The organism is Streptomyces sp. HUAS MG91 (assembly GCF_040529335.1).
Lineage (GTDB): Bacteria > Actinomycetota > Actinomycetes > Streptomycetales > Streptomycetaceae > Streptomyces > Streptomyces tabacisoli.
This window is the reverse complement of record NZ_CP159534.1, coordinates 6,140,584-6,167,225: the sequence shown is the minus strand read 5'-3', so window position 1 is coordinate 6,167,225 and position 26,642 is coordinate 6,140,584. Positions and strand designations below refer to the sequence as shown.

18 protein-coding genes are annotated in these 26,642 nt (G+C 72.7%); 7 read left to right on the top strand and 11 right to left on the bottom strand.

Annotation, left to right across the window (positions count from 1 at the left end; genetic code table 11):
* Window positions 1-4 precede the first annotated feature (4 nt).
* From ABII15_RS28105 to ABII15_RS28095, 3 genes are all read right to left on the bottom strand, one after another.
* A complete protein-coding gene (locus tag ABII15_RS28105) occupies window positions 5-2,155 on the bottom strand; it encodes a PQQ-binding-like beta-propeller repeat protein (protein WP_353945043.1) in 2,151 nt (716 codons plus the stop codon).
* 132 nt (window positions 2,156-2,287) lie between these two features.
* Complete coding sequence (locus ABII15_RS28100; RefSeq protein ID WP_353945042.1) at window positions 2,288-4,480, bottom strand: serine/threonine-protein kinase; 2,193 nt, start codon at window positions 4,478-4,480, stop codon at window positions 2,288-2,290.
* 76 nt (window positions 4,481-4,556) lie between these two features.
* A complete protein-coding gene (locus ABII15_RS28095; RefSeq protein ID WP_353947230.1) occupies window positions 4,557-5,441 on the bottom strand; it encodes a serine/threonine protein kinase in 885 nt (294 codons plus the stop codon).
* Between the two features lie 487 nt (window positions 5,442-5,928).
* Between ABII15_RS28095 and ABII15_RS28090 the strand changes: the two genes are divergently transcribed.
* From ABII15_RS28090 to ABII15_RS28065, 6 genes are all read left to right on the top strand, one after another.
* Complete coding sequence (locus tag ABII15_RS28090) at window positions 5,929-8,445, top strand: SCO5717 family growth-regulating ATPase (RefSeq protein ID WP_353945041.1); 2,517 nt, start codon at window positions 5,929-5,931, stop codon at window positions 8,443-8,445.
* Between the two features lie 265 nt (window positions 8,446-8,710).
* Window positions 8,711-10,597, top strand: coding sequence for an ABC transporter substrate-binding protein (locus ABII15_RS28085; protein ID WP_353945040.1), 1,887 nt, complete (start codon window positions 8,711-8,713; stop codon window positions 10,595-10,597).
* Between the two features lie 73 nt (window positions 10,598-10,670).
* Window positions 10,671-11,759, top strand: coding sequence for an ABC transporter permease (locus tag ABII15_RS28080; RefSeq protein WP_353945039.1), 1,089 nt, complete (start codon window positions 10,671-10,673; stop codon window positions 11,757-11,759).
* A complete protein-coding gene (locus ABII15_RS28075) occupies window positions 11,756-12,679 on the top strand; it encodes an ABC transporter permease (protein WP_353945038.1) in 924 nt (307 codons plus the stop codon). The genes ABII15_RS28080 and ABII15_RS28075 overlap by 4 nt, the downstream gene beginning before the upstream one ends.
* Window positions 12,676-13,671 carry an ABC transporter ATP-binding protein gene (locus ABII15_RS28070; protein ID WP_353945037.1) on the top strand — a complete coding sequence of 332 codons (996 nt, stop codon included), beginning with the start codon at window positions 12,676-12,678 and terminating at the stop codon, window positions 13,669-13,671. The genes ABII15_RS28075 and ABII15_RS28070 overlap by 4 nt, the downstream gene beginning before the upstream one ends.
* Window positions 13,668-14,654, top strand: a complete 987-nt coding sequence (locus ABII15_RS28065; RefSeq protein ID WP_353945036.1) for an ABC transporter ATP-binding protein — start codon at window positions 13,668-13,670, stop codon at window positions 14,652-14,654. The genes ABII15_RS28070 and ABII15_RS28065 overlap by 4 nt, the downstream gene beginning before the upstream one ends.
* 48 nt (window positions 14,655-14,702) lie before the next feature.
* Here ABII15_RS28065 and ABII15_RS28060 read toward each other — a convergent pair whose 3' ends face one another.
* From ABII15_RS28060 to ABII15_RS28050, 3 genes are all read right to left on the bottom strand, one after another.
* Window positions 14,703-15,173 (bottom strand): carboxymuconolactone decarboxylase family protein, encoded by a 471-nt coding sequence (locus ABII15_RS28060; protein WP_353945035.1) that lies wholly within the window; start codon window positions 15,171-15,173, stop codon window positions 14,703-14,705.
* A gap of 103 nt (window positions 15,174-15,276) precedes the next feature.
* A complete protein-coding gene (locus ABII15_RS28055; protein ID WP_353945034.1) occupies window positions 15,277-16,227 on the bottom strand; it encodes a bifunctional riboflavin kinase/FAD synthetase in 951 nt (316 codons plus the stop codon).
* A 143-nt stretch (window positions 16,228-16,370) separates the two neighbouring features.
* Window positions 16,371-17,249 (bottom strand): winged helix-turn-helix transcriptional regulator, encoded by an 879-nt coding sequence (locus tag ABII15_RS28050; RefSeq protein WP_353945033.1) that lies wholly within the window; start codon window positions 17,247-17,249, stop codon window positions 16,371-16,373.
* A gap of 129 nt (window positions 17,250-17,378) precedes the next feature.
* On the opposite strand from ABII15_RS28050, the gene ABII15_RS28045 reads away from it, so the two are divergent.
* A complete protein-coding gene (locus ABII15_RS28045; protein WP_353945032.1) occupies window positions 17,379-18,635 on the top strand; it encodes an MFS transporter in 1,257 nt (418 codons plus the stop codon).
* Window positions 18,636-18,799: 164 nt separating this feature from the next.
* On the opposite strand, the gene ABII15_RS28040 is transcribed toward ABII15_RS28045, so the two are convergent.
* The 5 genes from ABII15_RS28040 to infB all read right to left on the bottom strand — a co-directional run bounded on the left by ABII15_RS28040 (window position 18,800) and on the right by infB (window position 26,587).
* The gene (locus ABII15_RS28040; RefSeq protein WP_353945031.1) at window positions 18,800-21,424 is read right to left on the bottom strand and encodes a serine protease; all 2,625 of its coding nucleotides are present in this window, start codon (window positions 21,422-21,424) and stop codon (window positions 18,800-18,802) included.
* A gap of 241 nt (window positions 21,425-21,665) precedes the next feature.
* Window positions 21,666-22,571, bottom strand: a complete 906-nt coding sequence (gene truB, locus ABII15_RS28035; protein WP_353945030.1) for a tRNA pseudouridine(55) synthase TruB — start codon at window positions 22,569-22,571, stop codon at window positions 21,666-21,668.
* Between the two features lie 2 nt (window positions 22,572-22,573).
* Complete coding sequence (rbfA, locus tag ABII15_RS28030) at window positions 22,574-23,035, bottom strand: 30S ribosome-binding factor RbfA (RefSeq protein WP_353945029.1); 462 nt, start codon at window positions 23,033-23,035, stop codon at window positions 22,574-22,576.
* Between the two features lie 46 nt (window positions 23,036-23,081).
* Window positions 23,082-23,375, bottom strand: a complete 294-nt coding sequence (locus ABII15_RS28025; RefSeq protein WP_111667322.1) for a DUF503 domain-containing protein — start codon at window positions 23,373-23,375, stop codon at window positions 23,082-23,084.
* A gap of 137 nt (window positions 23,376-23,512) precedes the next feature.
* Window positions 23,513-26,587: a translation initiation factor IF-2 gene (gene infB / locus ABII15_RS28020; protein ID WP_353945028.1), complete on the bottom strand. Its 3,075-nt coding sequence runs from the start codon at window positions 26,585-26,587 to the stop codon at window positions 23,513-23,515.
* Window positions 26,588-26,642 lie beyond the last annotated feature (55 nt).

The window sequence follows — 26,642 nt, the reverse complement described above, 5'->3', positions numbered from 1 at the left end:
GCGGTCAGAAGACCGTGAACGCGTACAGGGCGCTGTCGGCGAGGACGAAGACGCGGTTGCCGTCGGCGGCGATCTGCTGGTTGTCCGCGAGGGGCAGCCGGTAGGTCCAGGTGCGTTCGCCGTCGGAGGTGCGCACCGTCTTCAGGTCCAGCTTCTTGTCGGTCTCGATGGAGGTGTCGGTGTCGAGGGACCAGGCGCCGTGGCCCTGCGGCAGCACGGGCCAGTTCTGGTCCGCGGTCCAGTAGCTCTTCCACTTCTCGCTGCCGTCGCGCGCGTCGAGGCGGCGGGGGAAGTCACCGCCGCAGACGTAGACGGCGCCGTCGTGGACGGTGGGCGGGCCCCAGTACGTGCCCTCGTACTCGGGTTCCCCGACCTCGGCGCTCCAGAGGACCTTGCCGTCGGCGAGTCTGCGGGCCTCCAGTGTCCGGCCGTTGACGTAGACGGTGTCGCCGTCGACGGCCGGGGAGACGTCGATCTTCGCGGTGACGGTCCGGGTCCAGGCCACGCTGCCGTCGCGGGTGTCGAGGACCAGCACCTTGGCGTTGCCGGTCGACGTCACGAGGCGTCCGTGCGCCGCGGCGGAGGTCAGCATCAGGCCCTGGTCGCGGAACTCTGCGGGTGCCTTGACGGTCCAGCGGACCTTGGCGTCGGCCCGGCCGACGCTGCGCACCTTGCCGCTCTTGGTGAGGCAGTACACGGCGTCGGCGTCGGCGGCGAGCAGCGCCTCCGCGTCGGCGTCCGCGCAGGTCCATTTGGCGACGCCGGTCGAGGCGACGTACGTGCGCAGGGTTCCGTCGTCGTCGGCGGTGGCCACGAGGCGGTCCGACAGGGACAGGTAGTTGGCCTTGGGGCGGGCCTTGGGCGCGTGCCAGCGCAGTTCGCCGGTGCGGACGTCGTACGCCCCGACGCCGCCGCGCGCGGTGCCGACGACGAGCACGTCGCGTACGGGGAGCAGGTTCGGCGAGTAGACGTCCGCCTCGTCCTCCAGGTTCCAGATGACGGCCGGGTGGCCGGAGGTGACCGAGGTGCCGCCGATGTTCTTGTCCAGCGCCTCCTCGGGGGTGCGCGCGGCGGGCGGGAAGTCGAAGGGGTCGTTCTTCGCCGGCGGCTTCGCGTCACCCGGGCCGGATCGGCGGCCGGCGAGCCACCAGGCGCCCGCGCCGCCGCCCGCCGCGACGACCACACCGCCCGCGGTGAGCCCCGTGAGCAGGCGGCGCCGCCCCACCGACGGGCCGGGATCGGCGCCCGAGGCGCCCGGTGCTCCGGTGACCTGGGTGGTCAGCCGGCGGGCGCCGCGCTCGCGCTTCTTGATGGCGTCGGCGAACGCGCCGCGCCGCCAGGCCTGTTCGGCGCCCCGGGGCGGCGCCATGGCCCGGGCGACCTGGGGCGGTGTCGGGCGGTGCGCCGGGTCCTTGGCGAGGCAGGGGGTGAGGAGCGCCGCCAGGTCCGGTGAGATTCCGGCGAGCCGCGGTGCGTCGTGCACGACGGCGTACTGCACCGCGGCGACGTGCCCGCCGTCGAAGGCGCGCCGTCCGGTCGCCGCGTACGCGAGGACGGCGCCCAGCGAGAACACGTCGGCGGGCGGCGCCACCCGCTGTCCGAGGACCTGCTCGGGTGCGCCGTAGCCGGGCGTGACCGGCACCTGGCCGGTGGTGGTGAGCGTGAGTCCGTGTTCGGGCCGGGCGATGCCGAAGTCGATGACGCGCGGGCCGTCGGACGTCAGGACGATGTTCGGCGGCTTGAGGTCGCGGTGCACGAAGCCCGCCGCGTGGATGTCGACGAGGGTGCGGGCGAGCGACGCGGCGAGGGCGCGCACGGCGGGTTCCGGCAGCGGGCCAAAGCCGTCGACCGCCTCGTCCAGGGTGAGTCCGGCGAGGAACTCGGTGGCGATCCAGGGGCGTCCGCCCTCCGTCCACGCGCCGAGCACGGCGGCGACTCCCGGGCTGCGTACGGCCTGGGCTGCCTGGGCCTCGCGGACGAAGCGCTGGGCGAGGTTCGTGTCGTGGGCGAGTTCGGGCTTCAGCACCTTCACGGCGGCGAGGGTGCCGGACGCGTCCTGGCCGACGTAGACCTTGCCCATGCCGCCCTCGCCGAGGACGCCGGAGAGGCGGTAGGGGCCGAGGCGGAGGGGGTCGCCGGTGCCGAGGGGGTTCATGGTCGGTCCTTCTGCCGCGCTGCCGGATCGGTCGGGGAGGGGCGCTCGGGGGTGCGGCGCCTCATGTCTGGGGGCGGGCACTCGGGGATGCGGCGCCTCATTTCAGGAGGGGGCGCTCGGGGGTGCGGCGCCTCATTTCAGGGGGTAGGCGCTCAGGGTCTTCTCGCCCATCCCGAGCAGCAGCCGGTCGGGCGTGTCCACGTAGAAGCGGCCGGCCGCGGTCTTGTAGGTGCGGGCGACGCGGTGCGTCTTCAGGTCGATGGCGCAGAGCAGGTTGCCGTTGCGGTAGTAGCCGTACCGCTCGGTGAGCACGGGCGCCCAGGCCGTCGAGGCCTCGTTCACCTCGCTGGTCTCCTCGGTCCACTTCTTCTCCCCGTTGTCGGCCGCGAGAGCGGCGAGGCCGACGCCTTCGCCGACCGTGTGGACGACGCCGGAGGTGAACACGGGCGCGCTGTAGGTGTGTCCCTTGCCGGTCGCCCAGTCCTGTCCGCCGTCGCTGAGCCGCAGGGCGCGCACGCGGTCGCCGCCCAGGTAGATCCGTCCGTCGCCGATGGCGAGGGGGCACTGGAGGACCTCGGTCTTCTCGACCGTGCCGTAGGGCTTGTCCCAGACGACGTCGCCGGTGCGGATGTCCCGGACGACGACGCGTACGGTCCCCGGTCCGGTCTCCTGCAATGCCACCAGCCGGTCGCCGACGACCTTGGCGGAGAGGAAGTGCAGCCGCTGGCTCTTGTCGGGGCGGACCGGCAGCGGCTTCGACCACAGTTGCCTGCCCGCCCTAATGTCGAGCGCGCGCAGTGTGAAGCGCTGGGAGGCCAGGAACCCGTTGTACGAGTCCTTGCCGGTGCCCACGGCGACGTACGCCACCATGCCGGAGATGCACAGGAGTTGATTGCCGTCGAGGGCCGCGTTGGTGCCGTCGGCGACCGCCTCGGTCGGCTTCACGTAGTTCTGTTTCTCGTCCCAGGTGGAGACGCAGGCCGGCGGATGGGTCTTCCCCGTGTTCCAGCGCGTGCCGAGGAGATACTCCGTGCCGCCGACCACCTCGGTCCCCCACGGTGATCCGTCCGCCTGGATGTCCTCGGTGCGGCTGCCCGTCCTCGGGTCGAAGCGCATGATCGTCGCCATGAACGGCAGGTGGATGACGCCCTCGACCGCGTAGGGCACGGGCAGGCCCCAGTCGTCGATCCGGAAGTTGATCTGCTCGTTCGTCCAGAGAGGATCGATGTTGCGCGTCTGCTCGGGACCGTCGGCGCCCTTCGCCCCGTCCTCGCCGGCCGCGGGCGAGCGCCGCGACCACCACAGGCCGCCGCCCGCCGCAGCGGCCGCCACGACGGCGCCGCCGCCCAGCAGCAGGGCGCGCCGCGACGGCCCCGGGCGGCGCGGCGCGGCGGTCACCGGCGTCGTGCCGGCAGGCACCTGCGGCGGGGCCGCACGCGGCGGCGGGGGCTGCCACACCGCGACGGCCCGCCGCCCGATCTCGCCGAGCAGCGCGGGCGGCAGGTGCTCCGCGAACTCGCCCCTGCCGTCGTGGAGTTGGGCGGCCAGTTGGCCTGTGGACGGGCGCTGCGCCGGGTCCTTGTGCAGGCATCGCGCGAGTACGGGGATCAGCGCGGCGGGCACGTGGGTGAAGTCGGGTTCGCCGTACCGCACCCGGTACAGCAGGTCGGCGGGCTGTCCGTTGCCGAACGGTCCGCTGCCCCGCGCGGCGTGCACGAGGACGCCCGCGAGGGCGAACACGTCGCCGGCCGCGGTGTGCTCCTGCCCGGTCGCCTGTTCCGGCGACATGAACGCGGGGGTGCCGACGGCGGATCCGGTGTGGGTGAGGTGGATGTCGCCGATGGCGCGGGCGATGCCGAAGTCGATGACCTTGGGTCCGTACGCGGTGACGAGGATGTTGGACGGCTTGAGGTCGCGGTGGACGACGTCGCTGCGGTGCAGCTGTGCCAGCGCGCCGCACAGGGCCGCGCCCAGGACGCGTACGGCCTGTTCGGGCAGGGGGCCGGTGGCCTCGACCGCTTCGTCGAGCGGCGGCCCGAGCACGTACTCGGTGGCGAGCCACGGGGTCGGGGCCGACGGGTCGGCGTCCGCGACCTTCGCCCCGAACCGGCCGCCGATCACCCGCGCCGCGTCGGTCTCCAGCCGGAAACGGGTCCGTGCGGCCGGGTCGGCGGCGATCGCGGCGTGCATCGTCTTGACGGCGAGGGTGCGGCCGCCGGCGGACCGGGCCATGTACACGGTTCCCATGCCGCCGCTGCCGAGCCGGGCGACGAGACGGTACGGGCCGAGGTGGGCGGGGTCGTCGTGGGTGAGTGCGGTGGGCATCGGCGTCGGTCTCGTCGTCCGTCGGTGTGTGTGGGGGGCGTCAGTCGGCGTGCGTGTGTGTGGGCAGGAGGCGGCGTCAGGGGGTGTACGGGGTGGAGTGGCCGACGGGCACGGGCGCGGCCGGCGCCGGGGGTCCGGGTGCCACGTCCGCGTCCAGGACGCACGCGGCCTGATGGGCGAGGGCGGCGACGAGGCGGCCGGGCAGCCAGCCGGGCACGAGGAGGGCGCCCGAGCGGTCGGGGGAACCGAATCCCCGCTGAGGAGCGGCGACACCCTGCGGTACCAACACGTCGAGGATCTCGGCGAGTTGCGGCCGGTGCGCGGGGTCGCGCGCCAGGCTCCGGCCGACGACGGACCGCAGCGCCTGCGGCAGCTCCGCGCGTTCCGGCGCGGCGTGGCCGGTGGCGGCGTAGGCGAGGGTGGCGGCGAGGCCGTACACGTCACCCATCGGCCGGGGCATCCCGCCGCCGGCCTGTTCGGGCGGCAGCGCGGCGCGGTCGACGCCGGTGAGGGCGGGGCCCGCGGCGCGCACGGCCCCGTAACAGCCGAGCCGCGGGCCGTCGAAGCCGATGAGCACGGCGGCGGGCGACACCCCGGCGTGCACCAGGCCCTGACCGTGCGTCACGGCGAGGGTCTCGGCGAGTGCGGCGCCGAGGGCGCGGACCGTCGGTTCCGGCAGGGGGCCGCCGTACACGGCGAGCGCGGCGGGCAGCGGCAGCACCGGCGCGTACGGGCGGGCGCACCAGGCGGGTTCTCCGGGCGCCGACATCTCCGTCGCCGGGAACGCGGCCGGTCCGAGCAGATAGCGGGAGGCGTCGGCCTCGGCGAGGAAGCGGTGCGGATCGCTCCCCGGGTGCGGGGTGCTGAGCAGGACGGTGCGGTCGCCGTCGGGGGTGCGGGCGATGTGCCGTCGCTCGGGGACGTCGGGGTGGCCCGTTCCGGAGCCGTCGAGGCGGGTCACGACGACGAACGGTCCTGTCGGGCGCTCCGGCCGGCCGGTCGGACCGCCGCCGTACGCGTACGGGCCCGCGTCGGCGCCCTGGCCGGTCGGCGGTACGTGTCCTGACGCATGCACGCGCATGCCCTCCCCCCGTCGGCCTGCCGATGCCCCCGCCTGTGGCACGGTCCGGCGATTCTAATCGCCGGTGTCTCAGTGGCCACAGCGGTGCCCTCGGGCACCACCGGCACCACGGCCGGGCGCGCCAAGGCCCCTGCCCGGCAGGGTGGTTGCGGGTCACGTGACGCAGTGGACAGCGGTGAGGGGCGGGCGGGCCTGCCGTACTGCTGGTTTTCGTGATTAGGCTGGGTCCGGACGTGTCACGTACACCCGTGTGCGGGTGAGGCGTACGCCAGGGGCCAGGGGGACGGTCCCCGGAAGTGATGACCAGACCACGCAAACCGGTCGCCCCAGCACGGGACGCGGGTGCTCGACCACACCAGGAGGCATTGTGAACAGCGATCGGGACGGTCTCCACGGGGGCTCGGACTCACCCGTCGACGATCAGTCCGACGCGCAGTCCAGTGTCGAGCGGACCGGCGAGTTCACCATCGACTACGCCCCGCCGCCCTGGTACACGCAGAACGCGCCGGAGTCCGCCGCACCTGCCGCACCTGCCGCTCCGGCGGCGCCGGTTGCTCCGGGTCCTGCGGTTCCCCCGGCTGCCTCGGCTGCTCCGGTGACTCCGGCTGCTCCGGCCGGCGATGCCCTGCCGCCACCTCCTCCGCCGCCGCCTCCGCCCGCGCCGGAGGCCGCTGCCGGGGACGGGGACCTGGAGAGCGGTGCGACCATGCGGTTCTCCGGGCCGTTGCGACGGGAGCCCGAAGAGACCCCGGCGGCGGAGGAGGCCCCCGCCGCGCAGTCGGAGCCCTCCTGGGTCGACGCCCACCGGGTGCACGTGGAGTTCGACCGGAGCGGCGGCGCTGCTCCCGTCCCGGCGCCGAGCGCGCCCGCGGGCTGGACTCCCCCGCCCGCGCCGGACAGCGCGGTTCCGCCGCTGCCGCCCACGTTCCAGCCGGCCGCGCCGAACCCGGCGCCGCAGTGGACCGATCCCGCACCCGCCCCGGCCGCCTGGCCGGCGCAGCCTCCGGCGACGGGCGCGCAGGCCCAGGACGGCTACGGCCCCCCGCCGCCTCCGGCCCCACCGGAGCAGCCCCAGTCGGCGCCCCAGGGCGGCTACGGCTTCCCGCAGGCGGCCCCCGACTCCCCCGCGCCGCAGGGCGAATACGCCACGCCACAGCCTCCGGCCCAGCCGGAGCCCAGCACCCCGGCGCCCCAGAACGGCTACGGGCCGCCGCCCCCTCCGGCCCAGCCGGAACAGGCCCAACCGGCGTCCACCCCTCCGGCGCCCCAGAACGGCTACGGCCCCCCGCCTCCCCCGGTCCAACCGGAGCAAGCCCAGCCCGCGCCCACCCCTCCGGCGCCCCAGGCCGGCTACGGCTTCCCGCACCCGGAGCAGCCCCAACCCGACCCCACGACCCCGGCACCCCAGAACGGCTACGGCTTCCCGCAGCAGAGCCAGCCGCAACCGGACCAGCCCCAGCCGGGACAGCCCCATCCGGGACAGCCGCAACCGGGCTACGGCTTCCCCCCGCCACCGGCCCAGCCACAACAGGCCACCCCACAGCCCCAGCCCCAGCCCCAGCCGGGCTACGGCTTCCCGCCCCCACAACCCGCCGCCCCGAACCAGCCCTTCCCCCCGCAGACCGGACCGCCCCCGGGGCCGCCGCAGCCCAACCCCGGCCCGCCCGCGCCCGGAGCACAGGCACCCGCGCCCGGCGCCCCCGGCGCCCAGCCCCCGCAGCCCTACACGGTGGACCCCCGCACCGGCGCGGCCTGGCCGCAGCCGATGCAGCACGATCAGCGGCAGCCCACGAACGTCGGCGGCGCCCCGCTCGGCTACACGGCCGCCGTCGAGCTGTCCGCCGACCGGCTGCTCAACAACAAGCGGCAGAAGGCCAAGAGCAAGGCCCCCAGCACGTCCGGCAGCCGCTTCAAGCTCGGCGCGAAGAAGGAGGAGGCCGAGCGGCAGCGCAAGCTCCAGCTGATCCGCACGCCGGTCATGTCCTGCTACCGGATCGCCGTGATCAGCCTCAAGGGCGGCGTCGGCAAGACGACCACGACCACGGCGCTGGGCTCGACCCTCGCCGCCGAGCGGCAGGACAAGATCCTCGCGATCGACGCCAACCCGGACGCCGGGACGCTCGGCCGCCGCGTGCGCCGCGAGACCGGGGCGACCATCCGCGACCTGGTGCAGGCGATCCCGAACCTCCACTCGTACATGGACATCCGGCAGTTCACCTCGCAGGCCCCGTCCGGTCTGGAGATCATCGCCAACGACGTGGACCCGGCCGTCTCGACGACGTTCCAGGACGAGGACTACCGCCGCGCCATCGACGTGCTCGGCAAGCAGTACCCGATCATCCTGACCGACTCCGGCACCGGCCTGCTCTACTCCGCGATGCGCGGAGTGCTCGATCTCGCCGACCAGTTGATCATCATCTCGACGCCGTCGGTGGACGGTGCCTCCAGTGCCAGTACCACCCTGGACTGGCTGTCGGCGCACGGTTATTCGGAGCTGGTGTCGCGCTCGCTCACCGTCATCTCCGGGGTCCGCGAGACCGGCAAGATGATCAAGGTGGACGACATCGTCAGCCACTTCGAGACGCGCTGCCGCGGCGTGGTCGTCATCCCCTTCGACGAGCACCTGGCAGCCGGCGCCGAGGTCGACCTCGACATGATGCGGCCCAAGGTGCGGGAGGCGTACTTCGAGCTGTCGGCGCTGGTCGCCGAGGGCTTCGCCCGGGGCCAGCAGCAGGCCAACCCCTGGGCCCAGCAGCCGCCACAAGCCCAGCCCCACCCGCAGTCCCAGCCCCAGCAGCCGCATCCCCAGCCCCACCCCCAGCAGGGCCAGCACCCCGCACCCCCCGCCCAGTGGTCCCCGCAGCCACCCCCGCCCCAGCAGTAGCAACGATTTCGCCAACTCGGTGAAAGGCCCGCGCCGTTGCCGGTGCGGGCCTTTCACGTACATCACGCGGATACGTCCGCTACGTCGCCACGCGCTGGCCTGCAAAGCATCAGAGGTCTTGACCAATGTGCGTGAAATGCAGGTCAACTCGTTATTTCCGCAGGCCACATGGGGTTCACCTGCCGTTGACGCACGTCAAGAGCCGCTGATAGACACTCACTTCATTCAGCCTGCTGTGAGAGTCACGACGCGAGGTGTCCGCCCCATGGCCACGAAAGCTCAGCGAGATACGCACGATCAGCACCACAGAACGAACCGCAGCGGCGTGCGGGTTCTCCTCGCGGCCGGTGCCGCGGCCTTCAGTCTCACCGCGGCCCTCGCCACGCCGCTCAACCCGGCGCCGCACGAGGCGAAGGCGGCCGACGACGGCGGCAAGAAGGTCCTCACCGTCGCCCTCGCGCAGAGCGTCGACTCGCTGAGCCCGTTCCTGGCGACGCGCCTGGTCAGTACCAGCATCCTGCGACTGATGTACGACTACCCCACCAACTACGACCCGAAGGACAACCACGTAGTCCCGGGCTTCGCGACCAAGTGGGAGCCGTCGTCCGACAAGCTGACCTGGACGTACACAATCCGCTCCGACTCCAAATGGTCGGACGGTGAGAAGGCCACCGCGCACGACGCGGCCTTCACGTTCAACAAGATGATGACGGACGACGCGGCGGCCACCGCCAACGGTTCGTTCGTCGGCAACTTCGAGAAGGTCACCGCCCCCAGCGACACCCAGCTGGTCATCAAGCTGAAGAAGCCACAGGCGACGATGACCTCGCTCGACGTCCCGATCGTGCCCGAGCACGTGTGGAAGGACGTCAAGGACTACTCGAAGTTCAACAACGACCAGAAGTTCCCGATCGTGGGCAACGGGCCGTTCATCCTCACGGACTACAAGACCGACCAGTACGTGAAGCTGAAGCGGAACCCCGACTTCTGGCGCAAGTCGAAGAATCCGCAGTTCGACGAGATCGTCTTCAAGACGTACAAGGACCAGGACGCCGCGGTCGCCGCCCTGCGCAAGGGCGAGGTCTCCTTCGTCGCCGGCTCCCCCGCCCTGACCCCCGCCCAGGCGGCCTCGCTCAAGGGCGAGAAGAACATCAAGGTCAACGAGGGTCCCGGCCGCCGCTTCTACGCGATCGCCACCAACCCCGGCGCGCGCACCAAGGACGGCAAGAAGTTCGGCGACGGCAACAAGGCGCTGCTCGACCAGAAGGTCCGCCAGGCGCTGTTCCGCTCGGTCGACACCAAGACCATCGTCGACAAGGTCTTCCAGGGCCACGCCGTGCAGGGCGAGGGGTACATCCCGCCGCGCTTCAAGGACTACTTCTGGTCGCCGTCGGACAGCCAGAAGCTGTCCTACGACCCCGGCGCGGCGGGCAAGCTGCTCGACGAGGCCGGCTACAAGCTGAAGGACGGCAAGCGCGTCGGCAAGGACGGCAAGGCGCTCGACCTGCGCATCCTGTGCCACGCCACCGACCCGAACGACAAGGCGGTCGGCAAGTACCTCAAGGAGTGGTGGGGCAAGCTCGGCGTCGGCCTGAAGGTCGACTGCCTCGACGACGTCTCGGTCCCCTGGTACGCGGGTGAGTACGACCTCGCCTTCGACGGCTGGTCGGTCAACCCCGACCCGGACTTCGTGCTCGGCATCCACACCTGCGCGGCGCTGCCCGCGAAGGCGAAGGAGAGCGCGGCGACGGACAACTTCATCTGCGACAAGAAGTTCGACGACCTGTACGGCAAGCAGCTCGCCGAGTACGACCCGGCCAAGCGCGCGGAGTACGTCAAGCAGATGGAGTCGTGGCTGTACGACTCGGGGTACATGAATGTCATGGCGTATCCGAACGCCGTGGAGGCCTACCGCACCGACCAGATCAAGTCCATCGAGACCATGCCGACGGCCGCGGGCAACATCTACGGCCAGGACGGTTACTGGAGCTGGTGGTCGGCCGAGCCGGTGTCGTCCTCCGACAGCGGGAGTTCGGACTCGTCCAGCACGACCGGAGTGGTGATCGGCATCGTGGTCGCCGCCCTGGTGGTCATCGGTGGCGGCCTCCTCTTCACCAGGCGCCGCCGTTCGACGGCCGACGAGCGCGAGTAACCCGCATTCGCTCGGCCCTCAACACCCGCACGAGCAACGAGAGTTCGCATGACCAGCAGAGAACACGTGAACCATGACAGCTGACAGCACTCCGGCGCTCGTGCAGCCCGCGGACGGTCCCGACGGCGACCCGGCCACCCCGGCCGGGACGCTGTCGGCCGCCCGCGGCCCCCGGGCCCGCACCACCACGGAATACCTGAAGTACGCCGCGGCGAAGATCGCGGGGGCCGTGGTCTCCCTCTTCGCCGTCCTCGTCACCAGCTTCTTCCTCTTCCGCCTCATTCCGTCCGACCCGGTCAAGCAGATGACCGGCGGCCGCAAGGTCTCCACGGAGCAACTGGCCAACCTGCGCCACCAGTACGGCCTCGATCAGCCGATGTGGAAGCAGTTCACGAGCTACGTCGGGGACGCGCTGACCGGCGACTTCGGGATCTCGTTCCAGTACCACACGCCCGTCATCGACAAGATCATGGACGCGCTGCCCGCGACACTGCTGCTGACCGGCACGGCGTACGTGCTGTACTCGGCGCTCGGCATCTGGCTGGGCACGCGCACGGCGTGGCGCAACGGATCGCGCAGCGACCGCTTCAACACCGCGTTCGCGCTGACCCTGTACTCGGTCCCGGCGTTCTGGCTGGGCCTGCTCCTCATCATCGTCTTCGCCGTCGGCATCGGCCCGATCCCCGGCATGTTCCCGACCGGCGGCCTCGAATCGGGCGGCGAGACCGGCTTCGCGTACGTCATCGACGTCGCCCACCACCTCGTCCTGCCGGTGATCACGCTGGTCGCAGTCGGCTACGCGCAGACGCTGCTCGTCATGCGCTCCTCGCTGCTCGACGAGATGGGCAGCGACTACCTGACGACCGCGCGCGCCAAGGGGCTCCGGGACGACGTGGTGCGCCGCAAGCACGCGGTGCCGAACGCGATGCTGCCGACGTTCACGCTGATGTTCGTGAACCTCGGGCACGTCGTCGCCGGGCAGATCCTCGTCGAGACGGTGTTCTCCTGGCCGGGTCTCGGCGGGCTCTTCTACTCGGCGCTGTCCGTGCCCGATCTGCCGCTCGTGCAGGGCCTGTTCTTCGTCTTCGCGACCGCCGTGATCCTGGCGAACACCCTCGCCGACATCCTCTATCCGCTGCTCGACCCGAGGGTGGGCCGATGACGACCGAGACCGCTCCCGCCGACAAGGCGGGCAATCCGCGGGCGCTCGCCCGCGCCCGCAAGCGCCAGTCGCTGGCCCGCTTCTGGACCTCGTACCGCTCCCACAAGAGCGGTCTGTGGGGCTTGGGCCTGCTGATCCTGATCGCGCTCATCGCGATCTTCGCGCCGGTCCTGGTCGGCGCAGACTCGCAGTCCGTGACCGACGCCGACGGCGCCCCGCTGGCCGGGCCGAGCGGTGAAATCCCGCTCGGTACGGACCAGTTCGGGCGCAGCGTGCTCGCGCTGCTCGTGTACGGGGCGCGCGTGTCGCTCACCGTGGGGCTGCTCGCCGCGTTCCTGTGCGTGGCGATCGGCACGGTCGTCGGGATCGTCGCCGGGCACTTCCACGGCTGGTACTCCACGGTCCTGATGCGGGTCACCGACTGGTTCCTGGTGATGCCGACGCTGGTCCTCGCGATCGCGCTGGCGACGGTGATGGACCGCTCGATGTGGACCGTCATCATCGCGATCGGGGTGACGACGTGGCCGACCACGGCCCGGCTCGTGCGCGCCCAGACCCTCGCGGTCGAGTCGCGCCCGTACATCGAGCGGGCGCGGGCGCTGGGCGGCGGCCACGGGCACATCATGCTGCGGCACGTGCTGCCGAACGTGATGCCGCTGGTCCTCGCCCAGACCACGATGATCATCTCCTCGGCGATCCTGACCGAGGCGACGCTCGCCTTCCTCGGCCTGTCCGACCCGACGATCACCTCCTGGGGCGGCATGCTCCAGGACGCCCGCGAGGCGGGCGCGGTCAGCGCGGGCGACTGGTGGTACCTGGCGCCGCCCGGTATCGCGATCGCCGTCGTGGCGCTCTCCTTCACGCTGTGCGGCCGCGCGGTCGAATCCGTCCTCAACCCGAAGCTGGGGGTGCGCTCATGACGCTGCTCGAGGTACGCGACCTCCACGTGACGTACGCGGGCGGGGGCCGGGCCGTGCGCGGGGTGGACCTCTCCCTGGAGGCCGGGCAGAAGCTCGGCATCGCGGGCGAGTCGGGCTGCGGCAAATCGACGCTGGCGCTGGCCCTGCTGCGGCTGCTGCCCGCGAGCGCGAAGGTCACCGGCGAGATCCTGCTGAACGGCGAGGACGTCCTCGCCATGAAGTGGGGCCGGCTGCGCGCCGTCCGCTGGGCCGGGGCGTCGATCGTGTTCCAGGGCGCGATGCACTCGCTGAACGCCGTGCACCGCATCGGCGACCAGATCGCCGAGCCCATCCTGCTGCACCGGAAGACCACGCCGGACGAGGCGAAGAAGAAGGTCGCCGAACTCCTGGAGCACGTGGGGCTGCCCGCGGCGCGCGCGGCGGCCTATCCGCACGAGCTGTCCGGCGGCCAGCGCCAGCGCGTGATGATCGCGATGGCGCTCGCCTGCGACCCGGAACTGATCATCGCCGACGAGCCGACGACCGCGCTCGACGTGATGATCCAGGCCCAGATCCTGCGCCTGATCGAGCAGTTGGTGGCGGAGCAGGACCTCGGCCTCATCATGATCAGCCACGACCTGGCGGTCCTCTCCGACACCTGCGACCGGCTCGCCGTGATGTACGCGGGCCGCGTCGTCGAGGAGGGCCCGGCGGGCGAGGTCTACGAGAACGCGGTGCACCCCTACGGCCGGGCGCTGTCGGCGGCGTTCCCGACGATCGGCGACCCGGCGTCGCGGTTCGCGCCGCGCGGCCTGCCGGGCGACCCGCCGGACCCGGCGGCGCTGCCGTCCGGCTGCACGTTCCATCCGCGCTGCCCGGTCGCGCTCGACGTGTGCGCGAGCGAGGACCAGGTGCTGCGGGAGGCGGGTCCAGGGCGGCGCGCGGCATGCGTGCACGTGGAGTCGGGCGACTCGCCCGCACAGGGTGTCGAAGCAGGGAGCAAGACCGCATGACCGAGTCTCTGTTGAGTGCCGACCGGCTCCAGGTGACGTTCCCCGGCCGGCGCGGCGCCCCCGCGGCGCGGGCGGTGGACGGTGTCGACCTGGACATCGCGCCGGGCGAGATCGTCGCCCTCGTCGGCGAGTCGGGCTGCGGCAAGACGAGCCTGGCGCGCACGCTCCTCGGCCTGGAGAGGCCGACGTCGGGCCGGGTCACGTTCGCGGGCGAACCGCTGGACTACGCCTCGCGCGCGCTGAAGGCGTACCGCAAGCGCGTCCAGCTGGTCCTCCAGGACCCCAGCGGCTCGCTCAACCCGCGGCACACGGTGTACGAGGCCGTGGCGGAGGGCCTGCGGATCCACGGGTACGCGGGCGACGAGCGCGCGGCGGTGGCGGACGCGCTGTCGCGGGCGGGGCTGCGCCCGCCGGAGCGGTTCTTCCTCCGCTATCCGCACGAGCTGTCGGGTGGTCAGCGCCAGCGGGTGGTGATCGCGGGCGCGCTGGTCCTGGAGCCCGAACTGATCGTCGCGGACGAGCCGGTGGCGTCCCTGGACGCGTCGGTGCGCGGCGAGATCCTGGCGCTGATCCTCAAACTCCGCGAGGAGCTGGGCCTCTCGGCGCTGGTCGTCACGCACGACCTGGGTCTGGCCTGGAACATCGCGGACCGGGTCGCGGTGATGTATCTCGGCCGGATCGTCGAGACGGGCCGCGTCGAGGACGTACTGACGTCGCCTCAGCACCCGTACACCCAGGCGCTGTTGTCGGTGCTGCCGGAGGCGCCGGGCGAGCCGGTGGTGCTGACGGGCGAGGCGCCGGACCCGTCCCGGATCCCGGGTGGCTGCCGCTTCCACGCGCGCTGCCAGATCCTGGCGGGCGGCGAGGCGGAGCGCGCCGGGGTCGCGGACAAGTGCCGCACCGAGGACCTGCCGGTGCTGTCCGGCGGCGGCGCGTCGCAGGTGGCGTGTCACTGGGCGGCGGCCAGGGTCGCGGCGGAGTGACGCCGGGTCGGGCCCGGTCCGGTGGGGCCGGGCCCGTCGGCGGATGTCTCAGCCGTACATGCCGGGCTCGTAGTCGCCGGCGGGCTGCTGGGTCATCACGTTGATCCTGTTGAAGGTGTTGATCACGGCGATCGTCGCGACGAGCGCGCCGAGCTGGTCCTCGTCGTAGTGCTTGGCGGCGTCGGCCCACACCTCGTCCGAGACGCCCGCGCCGTCGGCGATCCGGGTGCCCGCCTCGGTCAGGGCGAGGGCGGCCTTCTCGGCCTCGGTGAAGACCTTGGCCTCGCGCCAGCCCGCGACGAGGTTGATCCGGACCGAGGTCTCACCGGCCGCGGCGGCGTCCTTGGTGTGCATGTCGAGACAGCCGGCGCAGCCGTTGATCTGGCTGGCGCGGATCAGCATGAGCTGGTGCGTGGCGGCCGGCACCCCGGCGTTCTCGACGGCCCTGGCGGCCGCGACGATGTGCTTGAGCGCCTTGCCGAGGGCCGGGTTGGCGGAGAGGTCGAGGCGGGGTTCCATGGTGGGCTCCTTCGTGTGCCGTACGTGCTGACACACCTATGACGGAGCCGCTCACGGGGATGTGACAGGACCGGGAGTGACCTGCGTCACTCCCGGCCGCGGATCACGCCTCGCACGCCTCGATGAGTTCCCGGGACCGCTTCACGTCGTTCGCGATGGCCTCGACCAGCTGCTCCAGCGAGTCGAACTTCGACATGCCGCGCACGAAGGCGAGGAAGTCCACGGCGACGTGCAGCCCGTACAGGTCGAGCCCGACCCGGTCGATGGCGTAGGCCTCGACGGTCCGCTCGGTGCCGTCGAACTGGGGGTTGGTGCCGACGGAGATCGCGGCGGGCATCGCCTCGCCGTTCACGTGCAGCCAGCCCGCGTAGACGCCGTCGGCGGGGATCGCGGTGTGCGGCAGCGTCTCGACGTTGGCGGTCGGGAAGCCCAGCTCGCGGCCGCGCTGCGCGCCACGCACGACGACGCCCTCGACACGGTGCGGCCGCCCGAGGATCTCGGCGGCGCCCTCCACGTCGCCCTCGGCGACGAGGGTGCGGGTGAGCGTGGAGGAGAAGGGGGCGCCGCCGCCCGCGTTCCCGCTGACCTTCAGGTCGATGACCTCGACCTCGAAGTCGTACGTGGCGCCCTGCTCGGCGAGGAACTCCACATTGCCCGCGGCCTTGTGCCCGAACCGGAAGTTGGGGCCCTCGACGACCAGCCGCGCGTGCAGCTTGTCGACGAGCACCTTCGCCACGAAGTCGGCCGGCGACAGCTTCGAGAACTCGGTGGTGAACGGCAGGATCAGCACCGCGTCGACGCCGAGCGCGGCCATCAGCTCGGCGCGCCGGTGGTGCGGCGCGAGCAGCGGCGGGTGCGAGCCGGGCCGCACGACCTCGCTGGGGTGCGGGTCGAAGGTGACGACGACCGCGGGGACGCCCAGCTCACGGGCGCGCTCCACGGCGCGGCCGATGATCAGCTGGTGTCCGCGGTGCACGCCGTCGTAGGAGCCGATGGTGACGACGCTGCGCCCCCAGTCCTGGGGGATGTCCTCCAAGCCACGCCAGCGCTGCACGGTGATTGCTCCTCGCAAACCTGTGTACGACGGTTCATCTCTCTGTCTGCGTATCGACGTAACCCATAACTCATTACCGAACACGCAGGTCTAAGAGTGCCATGCCGAGGGTCCGCGCCTCTCCCCGGCCCACCCGGTGCAGGTCACGCGGCCAGTGCGCGCACCACGCCCAGTGCCTCGCGCACGGCTTCCGGGATGTCGGTCACCGGGAAGCGCACGTGCCGGACCGTCCGGTCCCGGTCCACGACGAGGACGGCCCGCTTGAGGCGCAGCGCCTGACCGGCGCGGAACACGGGCAGTCGCAGCGCGGCGGCGAGGCGCAGGTCGACGTCGGAGAGCAGGTCGAAGGGGATGCCCTCCTCGACGGCGAACACGCGCTGTTCGTCCGGGCGCTGGGTGCTCACGCCGCGCACCTCGGCGCCCGCCGCCCGGAAGTCGTCGTACGCGTCCCGGAACAGCCGATTCTCCAGCGTGCAGCCGACGGTGCCGGGGATGTCGCCCCAGCCCTCCGGCAGCGGGCTCGGGCGGCCGGTCGCCGGGTAGCAGAACAGGACGGTGGCCGCCGCCCCGGAGACCGGGTCGAGGGGGGCGCCGTCGCGGTGTCCGGGCAGTTCGAGGCGTGGCAGCCGCTCACCGGTGAGGTCCGCCATCCGCCGTGCCTGCTCGCTCTCCTCGTCGGCGGTGCCGCTGAGCGAGCCGTCGCCGAAGACCCAGCGGTCCGCCCAGTCCTGCATGGACAGCAGGACGGGCAGCAGCCCCCGGCCGCTCGGGGTGAGCCGGTACTCGTGGCGGACGGGGCCGGTCTGGTACGGGACCTTCTCCAGGATCTCGGCGTCCACCAGTTGCGCAAGGCGTTCGGTGAGGACCTTGCGGGAGATGCCCAGCTCTTCCTGGAGCGCGTCGAAGCGGTGGTGGCCGCGCGCCGTCTCGCGGATCAGGAGCAGGCTCCACCAGTCGCCGACCACGGACGCGGCCTGCGCGATCGCACAGGCGGCGTCCCGTTCGGGCACCGTCCTGACCATGGGTTGCCGCCTCTCTCCTGTGGCGTTCCGTCGTCGCGACCATCTTGCGCCATCAGGTCAGTTTCAGATAGGAACTTACTCGAATCCAGTGAGTTCCCAAAAGAGACCCATGGGGGGGCGTGCCCACACATGACCGAGACGCAGACGGTCCCGGACCTCGAACGAAGCCGCGCCGAGAACGCCGACGCGCCACCGGGCGTCTTCTGGCGGTACTGGGCGGCCGCCACGATCAGCGACGCGGGCACCGCCGTCACCGCGCTCGCCCTGCCGCTGATCGCCCTGACCGTGCTGGACGCCACGGCCTTCGAGTCCGCCCTGCTCGCCGCCGCGGGGCAGGTGTCCTGGCTGCTGCTCAGCCTGCCCGCCGGGGTCGTCGCCCAACGGGTGCCGCTGCGCCGGCTCCAGGTCGGGCTCGACCTCGTCCGGTTCGCCGCGCTCGGCTCACTGCCGCTCGCCTGGTGGCTCGGCGCGCTGACGTACGCGCATCTGCTGGCCGCGGCGCTGGTCACGGGCGCGGCGACGGTCCTGTTCGACATCGGCAACTCGACGTTCCTGCCGGCCGTCGTACCGGCCCGGCAGCTCGCTGCCCGCAACAGCGTGGTCTCCGGGACGCACGCCGTCACCGACACCGGCGGGCCCTCGCTCGGCGGGGTGCTGGTGAGCGCGGCCAGTCCGGTCGGCGCGCTGGCCGTGGACGCGGCCAGCCATCTGGCCTCGGCCGTGCTGCTGCGCACCCTGCCCGAACGCCGTCCCGCCGCCCGTACCGGGGAGAGCGCGCTGCGGCTGATGCGCGAGGGCTGGCGGTACGTGACCCGGCACCCGGTCATGCTGCCCTGCACCGTCTGGGCGACGGCCGCCAACTTCCTGAACGCGGCCCTGGTCGCCCTCACCCCGCTCTATCTGGTCCGCGAGGCCGGTCTGAACTCCGTACAGCTCGGGCTGGTGCTCGCCGCGGACGGGGTCGGGGCGCTCGTCGGGGCCTCCGTCGCGGTCCGCGTCACCCGGCGCCTGGGCACCGCGCGCGGGATCATCGCGGCCGATCTGGTGGGCGGCGCGCTGCTGCTGCTCGCGCCGTTGACCACGTCGGCGGGGGACGCGTACTGGTTCGCCCTGGGCAACGCCGGGTTCGCCTTCGGCACCGTCATCGGCTCGATCACCACCCGCACCTATCGCCAGACCCAGTCGCCGCCGGAGCTGCTGTCGCGGGTGATGGCCACGGTGCGGTTCGTCTCCTGGGGGGCGATGCCGCTCGGGGCGCTGGCCGCAGGGCTGCTGGCCACGTTCGTGGGGACGCATGCGGCGCTGTGGACGGTGTGCGCGGCGGCGATCCTCCCCGCGCTGTACCTCCTGGCCTCCCCGGTGGGCCGCCACCCCGACTTGCGCTGACCACCTGCGGCCCGGTGGCCCCTAGGTTGTCTCTCGTCTGCGGCCCGGCGGGGGCTGGTCGCGCAGTTCCCCGCGCCCCTGAGGCATGCGCTGCGCGCAGCCTCCCCCTGAGGCTGCGGCTCCGCCGCGCCTCTCTTGATGAGATGGCGCACGCAGTGCGCATCTCAGGGGCGCGGGGAACTGCGCGAGAAGCCCCGCCGGGCCGCAGGTGGAGGACGACCGGGCTCACCCAGAAGGAGCGCAAGCGCGGCACCGTGCAGCGCGCCGTCGGCCGGCCGGGCCAACAGCGCGAGGGCGGCACGCCGCAGCAGACAACGATCGGCCTCGACGGTCACCCGCCCCGCGACCCGCACCCCGTAAAAGGCCGCCGCCACCCGCCGAGCACCCCGCTCATCACGCGCCCACCGATCAACGGCCCGGCACACGGCGGACGCCTCCTCGTCGGCGAGCACGGCGAGCAGTTCGTCGGCGCGCGGATGCCCGCGATCCACCAGAGCGTCGGTGAGTTCGTCGACGGCCCGGTGCCGATGCGTGTGCAGCAGAGCCTGCGCGGCGGTCGCGACGGTGGCATCCGGCAGAGCGGGCAGCACCCGCTCGTCGTCGAACCAGCGGGTCAACTGCCGCTGCACCCGCGCCGGTTCGGCACCGAGCCGCTCGGCGACGACATCGAGATACCGGTCACCCGCACCGGGCCCCGGATCGTGCACGACGAGCCGCCGCAACAGATCGAACCGCACCTCGTCGGCGACGGGCAGCGCCCGCCAGAACCCGGGCCCGAACACCCCACGCTCCGCCAGCTCCTCCAGTACGGGGAGATGGACACCGGCGTCGGGAACCCGCAGCAGCACCCCGCTGAGCAGATGCGCGGCCCACCAGCACGCTTCGCCCCGCCCCTCCGGGGCATCCCCCCGCCCGACCCAGCGGGCCAGCTCTTCGAGCCTCGAACCCAGTTCACCGGCCCCGCGCTCCCGCCCGACGAGCAGCAGCGCCCGCACCACCGGCCCCGCCCGATGCCTCGGCACCGGCACGGACCCGCCGCCCGGCCGCCGGAACACCAGCGCCGCGAGGGCCGCGTCGAGGTCCAGGTGCATGCCCTGGATCCAGTCGGCGACCTCCTCGTGCGCGAACCGGTACCCGGCCCCGGCGGGCACCAGCACCCCTTCCGCCAGCACGGCGGAGGCCCACCCCGCGACACCGTGCAGCGCTCCCCACGGGAACAGCTCCTCGAACGCCTCCCGGTCCAGGTCCCCCTGCCCGGGCCCCAGCCCGCGCCGCGCCGCCTCGTGCAGCCGCCCCGACACCCGCGCCGCCAGCCGCCGCACCCCGCTGCCCCGCACCCCGGCGGGCGCCGCGAGCCGTACCGCCACGCGCAGGCACATCAGGTCCAGGTACGCCGAGAAGACCTCGTCGCGGTCGGGGCATCCGGCCGGGCCGCCCTCCGGCACGGCGGCACGCACCTCCCCGAGCAGCCGCAGAGCGAGCGGATGCCCGGCGTCGCGGTCCGCCAGGGCGCCCGGGGGAATCCCGTACCGCTCCCGCGCGAGCCGCGCCCCCTCCCCCGTCAGATCGCCCAGCGGCACGCACCCCGGCAACGACCCGGCCGCGGCCCCGAACAGCGCCCCGGCCTGCTCCCAGTACTCCCCGCGGCACGCCACGACGAGCCGCACCCCGCACCGGGTGAGCCACCGCTCGGTCCCGTGCGACCAGGCGGCGAGCCGGTGGGCGAGCACGGGCGGCATCTCCTCGGGCCCGTCGAGCAGCAGCACCAGGGGCCGTCCCGCGGCGCGGGCCACGGCGGCGACGCGCTCCGGCGAGAGCTCGCCCGGGGCGTTGTCCTCGCGGGCCGCGCCGACGATCCGCCCGGCCCGCTCCAGGGCCCGCCGTGCCGCGTCCGCCACACCGGCGTCGTCCCCGCGCAGATCGGCGCCGCGCAGCCACACCGTGGGCGCGCCGGTCCGCCGCGCGGCGAAGGCCGCGAGCTCCGTCGTGCGCCCGCTCCCCGGGTCACCGACCAGCGCGACGACGGCCGCGTCGCCGTGCTCGAACTCCGCCAACTCCCGCACCACATCGGGCCGTTCGACCGGCTCGGGCCCACCGCCCGGTCCCGGTCCGTCGCTGCCCACGGAGACGGCGGCCACCTGGAGCACGCCCGCCAGATTGAGGTCGGGGCCGTAGGCGGGCACCGTCGCCGCGTTGCGCGCGAGCAGGTCGGCGAGCGGGCCGCCCGGATCGGCGGCGGCCGCCGCGCGCAGCGGCACCGCGAACCCGGCCGCCCGGTGCCCGGCCTCCAGGGCCGTCCCGAGCACGGCGACGACCGCGCCGGTCCCGGCGTCGACGACGGGCCCGCCGGCGGCGCCGCCGCCGCGCAGCAGCGCGTCGGCCCCGGCCGTTCCGACCGCGAGCTCCAGGGCGCCGTCGAGCACATGGAGCCGGCCGCTCGCCGGATAGGTCACCTCGGTGTGCCCGAGCACCCGGGCCTCGCGCCAGCCGCCCGCCGGGATCCTGACGTACGCTCCCGCCGCCGGCGCCCCCGTGGCCGCCACCGGCACCGGCGGCACCGTGAGTCCCCGGGTCGTGACGAGCGCGAGATCGGCCTCCGGCAGTTCCACGACCGCCTCCGGGCCCACGACACAGGTTCCCGAGCCGTCCGGCGCGTGCAGCACCAGGCGGCCCAGCCCGTCCACCGCCTCATGACTGGTGACGACGGTGCCCCGGTCGTCCGCCGCGAACCCGGCCCCGCGCGGCCGCCCGGCCAGATCACAGATCCGTACCAGCGGCGGATCCACCATTCCCGCAACCTCCCGCCACGCCCGTCTCCGCCGACGGTAGGCGCGCGGTGATCAGCGGAACAGGACCCGGTCCGAACACGCCCCCTTCCGCTCCCCCGCTTCACTCCGAGCGCCTGCTCGAAGGGGTGAAGCGGGCGGTCCGGGCGGATACACCTTGGAGAGGGGGAACGTGGAGCGGCGGCCACCCGTGAGACCTGGCAACCGCCGCTCCACCGAAATCCGGCCCCGCCCGGAGACGGGCTCAGCCGAAGACGGCGAGGCTCTTCGCCTTGCCCTTCGACTCCTCGACGAGCGCGACGAACCGGCCGTCCGGGTCGAACACCCCGACCGGCCCGGCTCCCGCGTACTCGCCGGGCACGTCGAGCCGTACCCCGTTCAGCAGCAGCCCGGCGCGGCGCGCGTCGACGTCCCAGCGCGGGAAGGCGGCAGCGGCGGCCTCGGCGACCGGCATCACGGCGAACGACTCCTGCAACTGGTCGAGCGTCCGCGCCCGGTCCAGCTTGTACGGGCCCACCCGGGTGCGGCGCAGCGCGGTCAGGTGCCCGCCCACGCCGAGGTCCGCGCCCAGGTCCCGGGCCAGCGCCCTGATGTACGTACCGGACGAGCAGACGACGGACACCACGAGGTCGAGCACCGGCGTGCCGTCCTCGGCGACCGCGTCCCGCACGTCGTACACGGCGAAGGAGGAGATCTTCACCGGCCGGGCCGGGATCTCGAAGTCCTCGCCGTCGCGCGCACGCTTGTACGAACGTACGCCGTTGATCTTGATGGCGCTGACCTTGGACGGCACCTGCATGATGTCGCCGGTCAGCTTGGCGATGCCCGCGTCGACGGCGTCGCGGCGGACCCCGGAGGCGTCCGTGGACGAGGTGATCTCGCCCTCCGCGTCGTCGGTCAGCGTGTTCTGCCCGAGCCGGATGGTGCCCAGGTACTCCTTCTCGGTCAGCGCGAGATGGCCGAGGAGCTTGGTGGCGCGCTCGACTCCGAGCACCAGGACACCCGTCGCCATCGGGTCGAGGGTGCCCGCGTGGCCGACGCGGCGGGTCCTGGCGATCCCGCGCATCTTGGCCACGACGTCGTGCGAGGTGAAGCCCGACGGCTTGTCGACGATGACCAGGCCGTCGGGCGGAGGGGTGCGGTCGGACATGCTCAGGCGTCGCCGTCCTTGTCGGCGGCGTCCGTGTCGTCGTCCTCGGGCTTCTTGTACGGGTCGGCGTCCCCGGCGAACGTGGCGCCCGCGGACGCCTCGCGCACCTGGGCGTCCGAGGAACGCGCCCGGTCGAGGAGGTCCTCGATCGTCTTGGCGTTGTCCGGCAGGGCGTCCGCGACGAAGGTCAGGGTCGGTGTGAACTTCACGCCGGCCGCCGAACCGACCGCGGAGCGCAGGATGCCCTTGGCGCTCTCCAGACCGGCGGCCACCTCGGCCCGCTGCTCGTCGTCCCCGTAGACCGTGTAGAAGACGGTCGCCTCCCGCAGGTCGCCGGTGACGCGGGTGTCCGTGATGGTGACGTGGGTGCCGAGCCGCGGGTCCTTGATCCCGCGCTGCAGCTTCTGGGCCACCACCTCTCGGATGAGGTCCGCCAGCCTCTTGGCGCGCGCGTTGTCGGCCACTGGTCCGTCTCCTTTTAAGTGCTTACTTCGTGTGGTGCTTCAGGCTTCAGTCTTCGTCGCTGTGGAGCCTGCGTCGAACCGAGAGCAGTTCCACCTCTGGCCGCCCGGCGACGAGCCGTTCGCAGCGGTCCAGTACATCGGTGAGGTGTCCCGTGTCCCCGGAGACCACCGCGAGCCCGATCTCGGCCCTGCGGTGGAGGTCCTGATTCCCCGTCTCCGCCGCGCTCACTCCGTACTTGCGCTGGAGTTCGGCCACGATCGGTCGGACGAGGGAGCGTTTTTCCTTCAGCGAGTGCACGTCGCCGAGGAGCAGGTCGAAGGACAGAGTCCCCACGTACATAGGTGTTCCGGATGTCCCGCCGGTTCGGGTTCGTCAAGGTGCCGGTTCCGGACACCGTTACGGGAACCGTACACGCAACGGCCGGGGCCGATCGACGGAAATAAGTCCCGCCGACCGGCCCCGATCGCTCACTGCTGTCAGACGCGCGGCTTCTCGCGCATCTCGTACGTCGCGATGACGTCGTCGACCTTGATGTCGTTGAAGTTGCCGAGGTTGATACCGCCCTCGAACCCTTCGCGGATCTCGGTGACGTCGTCCTTGAAGCGACGCAGACCGGAGATGTTGAGGTTCTCCGCGATGACCTTGCCATCGCGCAGCAGGCGCGCCTTGGTGTTGCGCTTGACCTCTCCGGACCGGACGAGCACACCGGCGATGTTGCCCAGCTTGGACGACTTGAAGACCTCGCGGATCTCCGCCGTGCCCAGCTCGACCTCTTCGTACTCCGGCTTGAGCATGCCCTTGAGGGCCGCCTCGATCTCCTCGATGGCCTGGTAGATCACCGAGTAGTACCGGACGTCGACACCCTCGCGCTCCGCCATCTGCTGCGCACGGCCGGCTGCCCGGACGTTGAAGCCGATGACGATGGCGTCGGAGCCGGTCGCCAGGTTGATGTCGGACTCGGTGACCGCACCCACACCGCGGTGCAGGACGCGGATGTCGACCTCGTCGCCGACGTCGAGCTGGAGCAGCGAGGACTCGAGAGCCTCCACCGAACCGGACGCGTCGCCCTTGATGATGAGGTTGAGCTCCTGCACCAGACCGGCCTTGAGGGCCTCGTCCAGGTTCTCCAGGGAGAACCGGACGCCGCGGCGCGCGAAGTTGGCGTTGCGCTCGCGAGCGGCACGCTTCTCGGCGATCTGACGGGCCGTACGGTCCTCGTCGACCACCAGGAAGTTGTCGCCGGCACCCGGGACGTTGGTGAGACCGAGCACGAGGACGGGGGTCGACGGACCCGCTTCCTCGACGTTGTTGCCGTTGTCGTCGAGCATCGCCCGGACGCGGCCGTACGCGTCGCCGACCACCATCGTGTCGCCGATGCGCAGCGTTCCGCGCTGGACCAGGACCGTCGAGACGGCACCGCGGCCACGGTCGAGGTGGGACTCGATCGCGATGCCCTGCGCGTCCTGCTCCGGGTTGGCCCGCAGGTCGAGCGAGGCGTCCGCGGTCAGGACCACGGCCTCGAGCAGGGAGTCGATGTTCAGACCCTGCTTGGCGGAGATGTCGACGAACATGGTGTCGCCGCCGTACTCCTCGGCCACCAGGCCGTACTCGGTCAGCTGACCGCGCACCTTGGTCGGGTCGGCACCCTCGACGTCGATCTTGTTGACCGCGACGACGATCGGGACCTCGGCGGCCTTGGCGTGGTTCAGCGCCTCGACCGTCTGCGGCATGACGCCGTCGTTGGCCGCGACCACGAGGATCGCGATGTCGGTCGACTTCGCACCACGGGCACGCATGGCGGTGAACGCCTCGTGACCGGGGGTGTCGATGAAGGTGATCCGACGCTCTTCGTCGTTGACCTCGGTCGTGACCTGGTACGCACCGATGTGCTGCGTGATGCCGCCGGCCTCACCCGCGATGACGTTCGTCTTGCGGATGGTGTCCAGCAGGCGGGTCTTACCGTGGTCGACGTGACCCATGACGGTGACGACCGGCGGACGCGAGACGAGCATCTCCTCGCCGCCCTCGTCCTCGCCGAACTCGATGTCGAAGGACTCGAGCAGCTCGCGGTCCTCCTCCTCGGGGCTGACGATCTCGAGGATGTAGTTCATCTCGTCCGCGAGGAGCTTCAGCGTCTCGTCGGAGACGGACTGCGTGGCAGTGACCATCTCGCCGAGGTTCATCATCACGGCGACGAGCGAGGCCGGGTTGGCACCGATCTTCTCCGCGAAGTCGGTCAGCGACGCACCGCGCGACAGACGGACAGACTGTCCGTTGCCGCGAGGCAGCATGACACCGCCCACCGACGGGGCCTGCATGGCCTCGTACTCCTGGCGCCTCTGCCGCTTCGACTTGCGGCCACGACGGGCGGGCCCGCCGGGACGACCGAACGCACCCTGCGTGCCACCACGGCCACCCGGACCACCGGGACGACCGCCGAAGCCGGGACGGCCACCGCCGCCACCGGGACGACCGGCGAAACCGCCGCCACCGCCACCGGGACCACCGGGACGGCCGGCGAAACCGCCACCGCCGCCGCCACCACCGGGACGACCGGCGAAACCGGGACGACCGCCGCCGCCACCGCCGGGACGACCGCCGCCACCGGGACCACGGCCACCGCCGGGGCCACCACCGGGACGCGGGCCGGCAGCGGGACGCTGCGGCATCATGCCCGGGTTCGGACGGTTGCCGCCGCCGGGACGGGGACCGGCCGCGCCGGCGCCGCCCTGCGGACGAGGCATGCCGCCCGGGGTCGGACGGGCGCCGCCCTGACCCTGGGGACGGGGACCACCCTGGCCGCCACCCTGCGGGCGGGGGCCGCCCGGGGCACCCTGGCCGCCGGGACGCGGGGCGCCGCCCGGACGGGGCGCCTGCGGGCGCGCCATGCCGGTGGAGCCACCAGAGGTGAAGGGGTTGTTGCCCGGACGGGGACCCGCGGGACGGGCACCACCGGGACGCGCGCCCTGGCCGCCGGGGCGCGGAGCGCCCTGACGGTCGCCACGGCCCTGACCGCGGTCACCGCGGTCCTGCTGACCGGGGGCCGGACGGCCACCGGGCTTCGGGGCGCCGGGACGGGCACCCTGACCGGGACGCGGGCCGGCCGGAGCCGGGGCCGACGAGGCGGCCGGGGCGGCGGGCGGCGCCGTGAACTCGGGCGCTGCCGGGGCCGGGGAAACAGGCTTGGGAGCCGGCTTCGGACCCGGGGTCGGCCGCGGGCCCTGCGCCGCGGGGGCGGGGGTCGCGGCGGGCTTCTCCGCGGCGGCGGGCTTCGGCGCAGCCGGGCCCGGACGCGGAGCGGCAGGCTTCGAGGCCTGCGCGGGGGAAGGGGTGGGACGCGGCGCCGCGGGCTTCGCGGGCGCGCCCTTCTTCGCGGCGGGCTTGCCGCCATTGCCCTGATTCAGGGCATCAGTCAACTTGCGCACGACCGGCGCCTCGATCGTCGAGGACGCCGAACGTACGAATTCACCGAGTTCTTGGAGCTTGGCCATGACGACCTTGCTCTCCACACCGAACTCCTTGGCGAGTTCGTATACCCGGACCTTAGCCACTTCGCTCCTTTTAGGTCCGGGTTACGCCGGACCGTCGCTACTTCATGGGCGTACT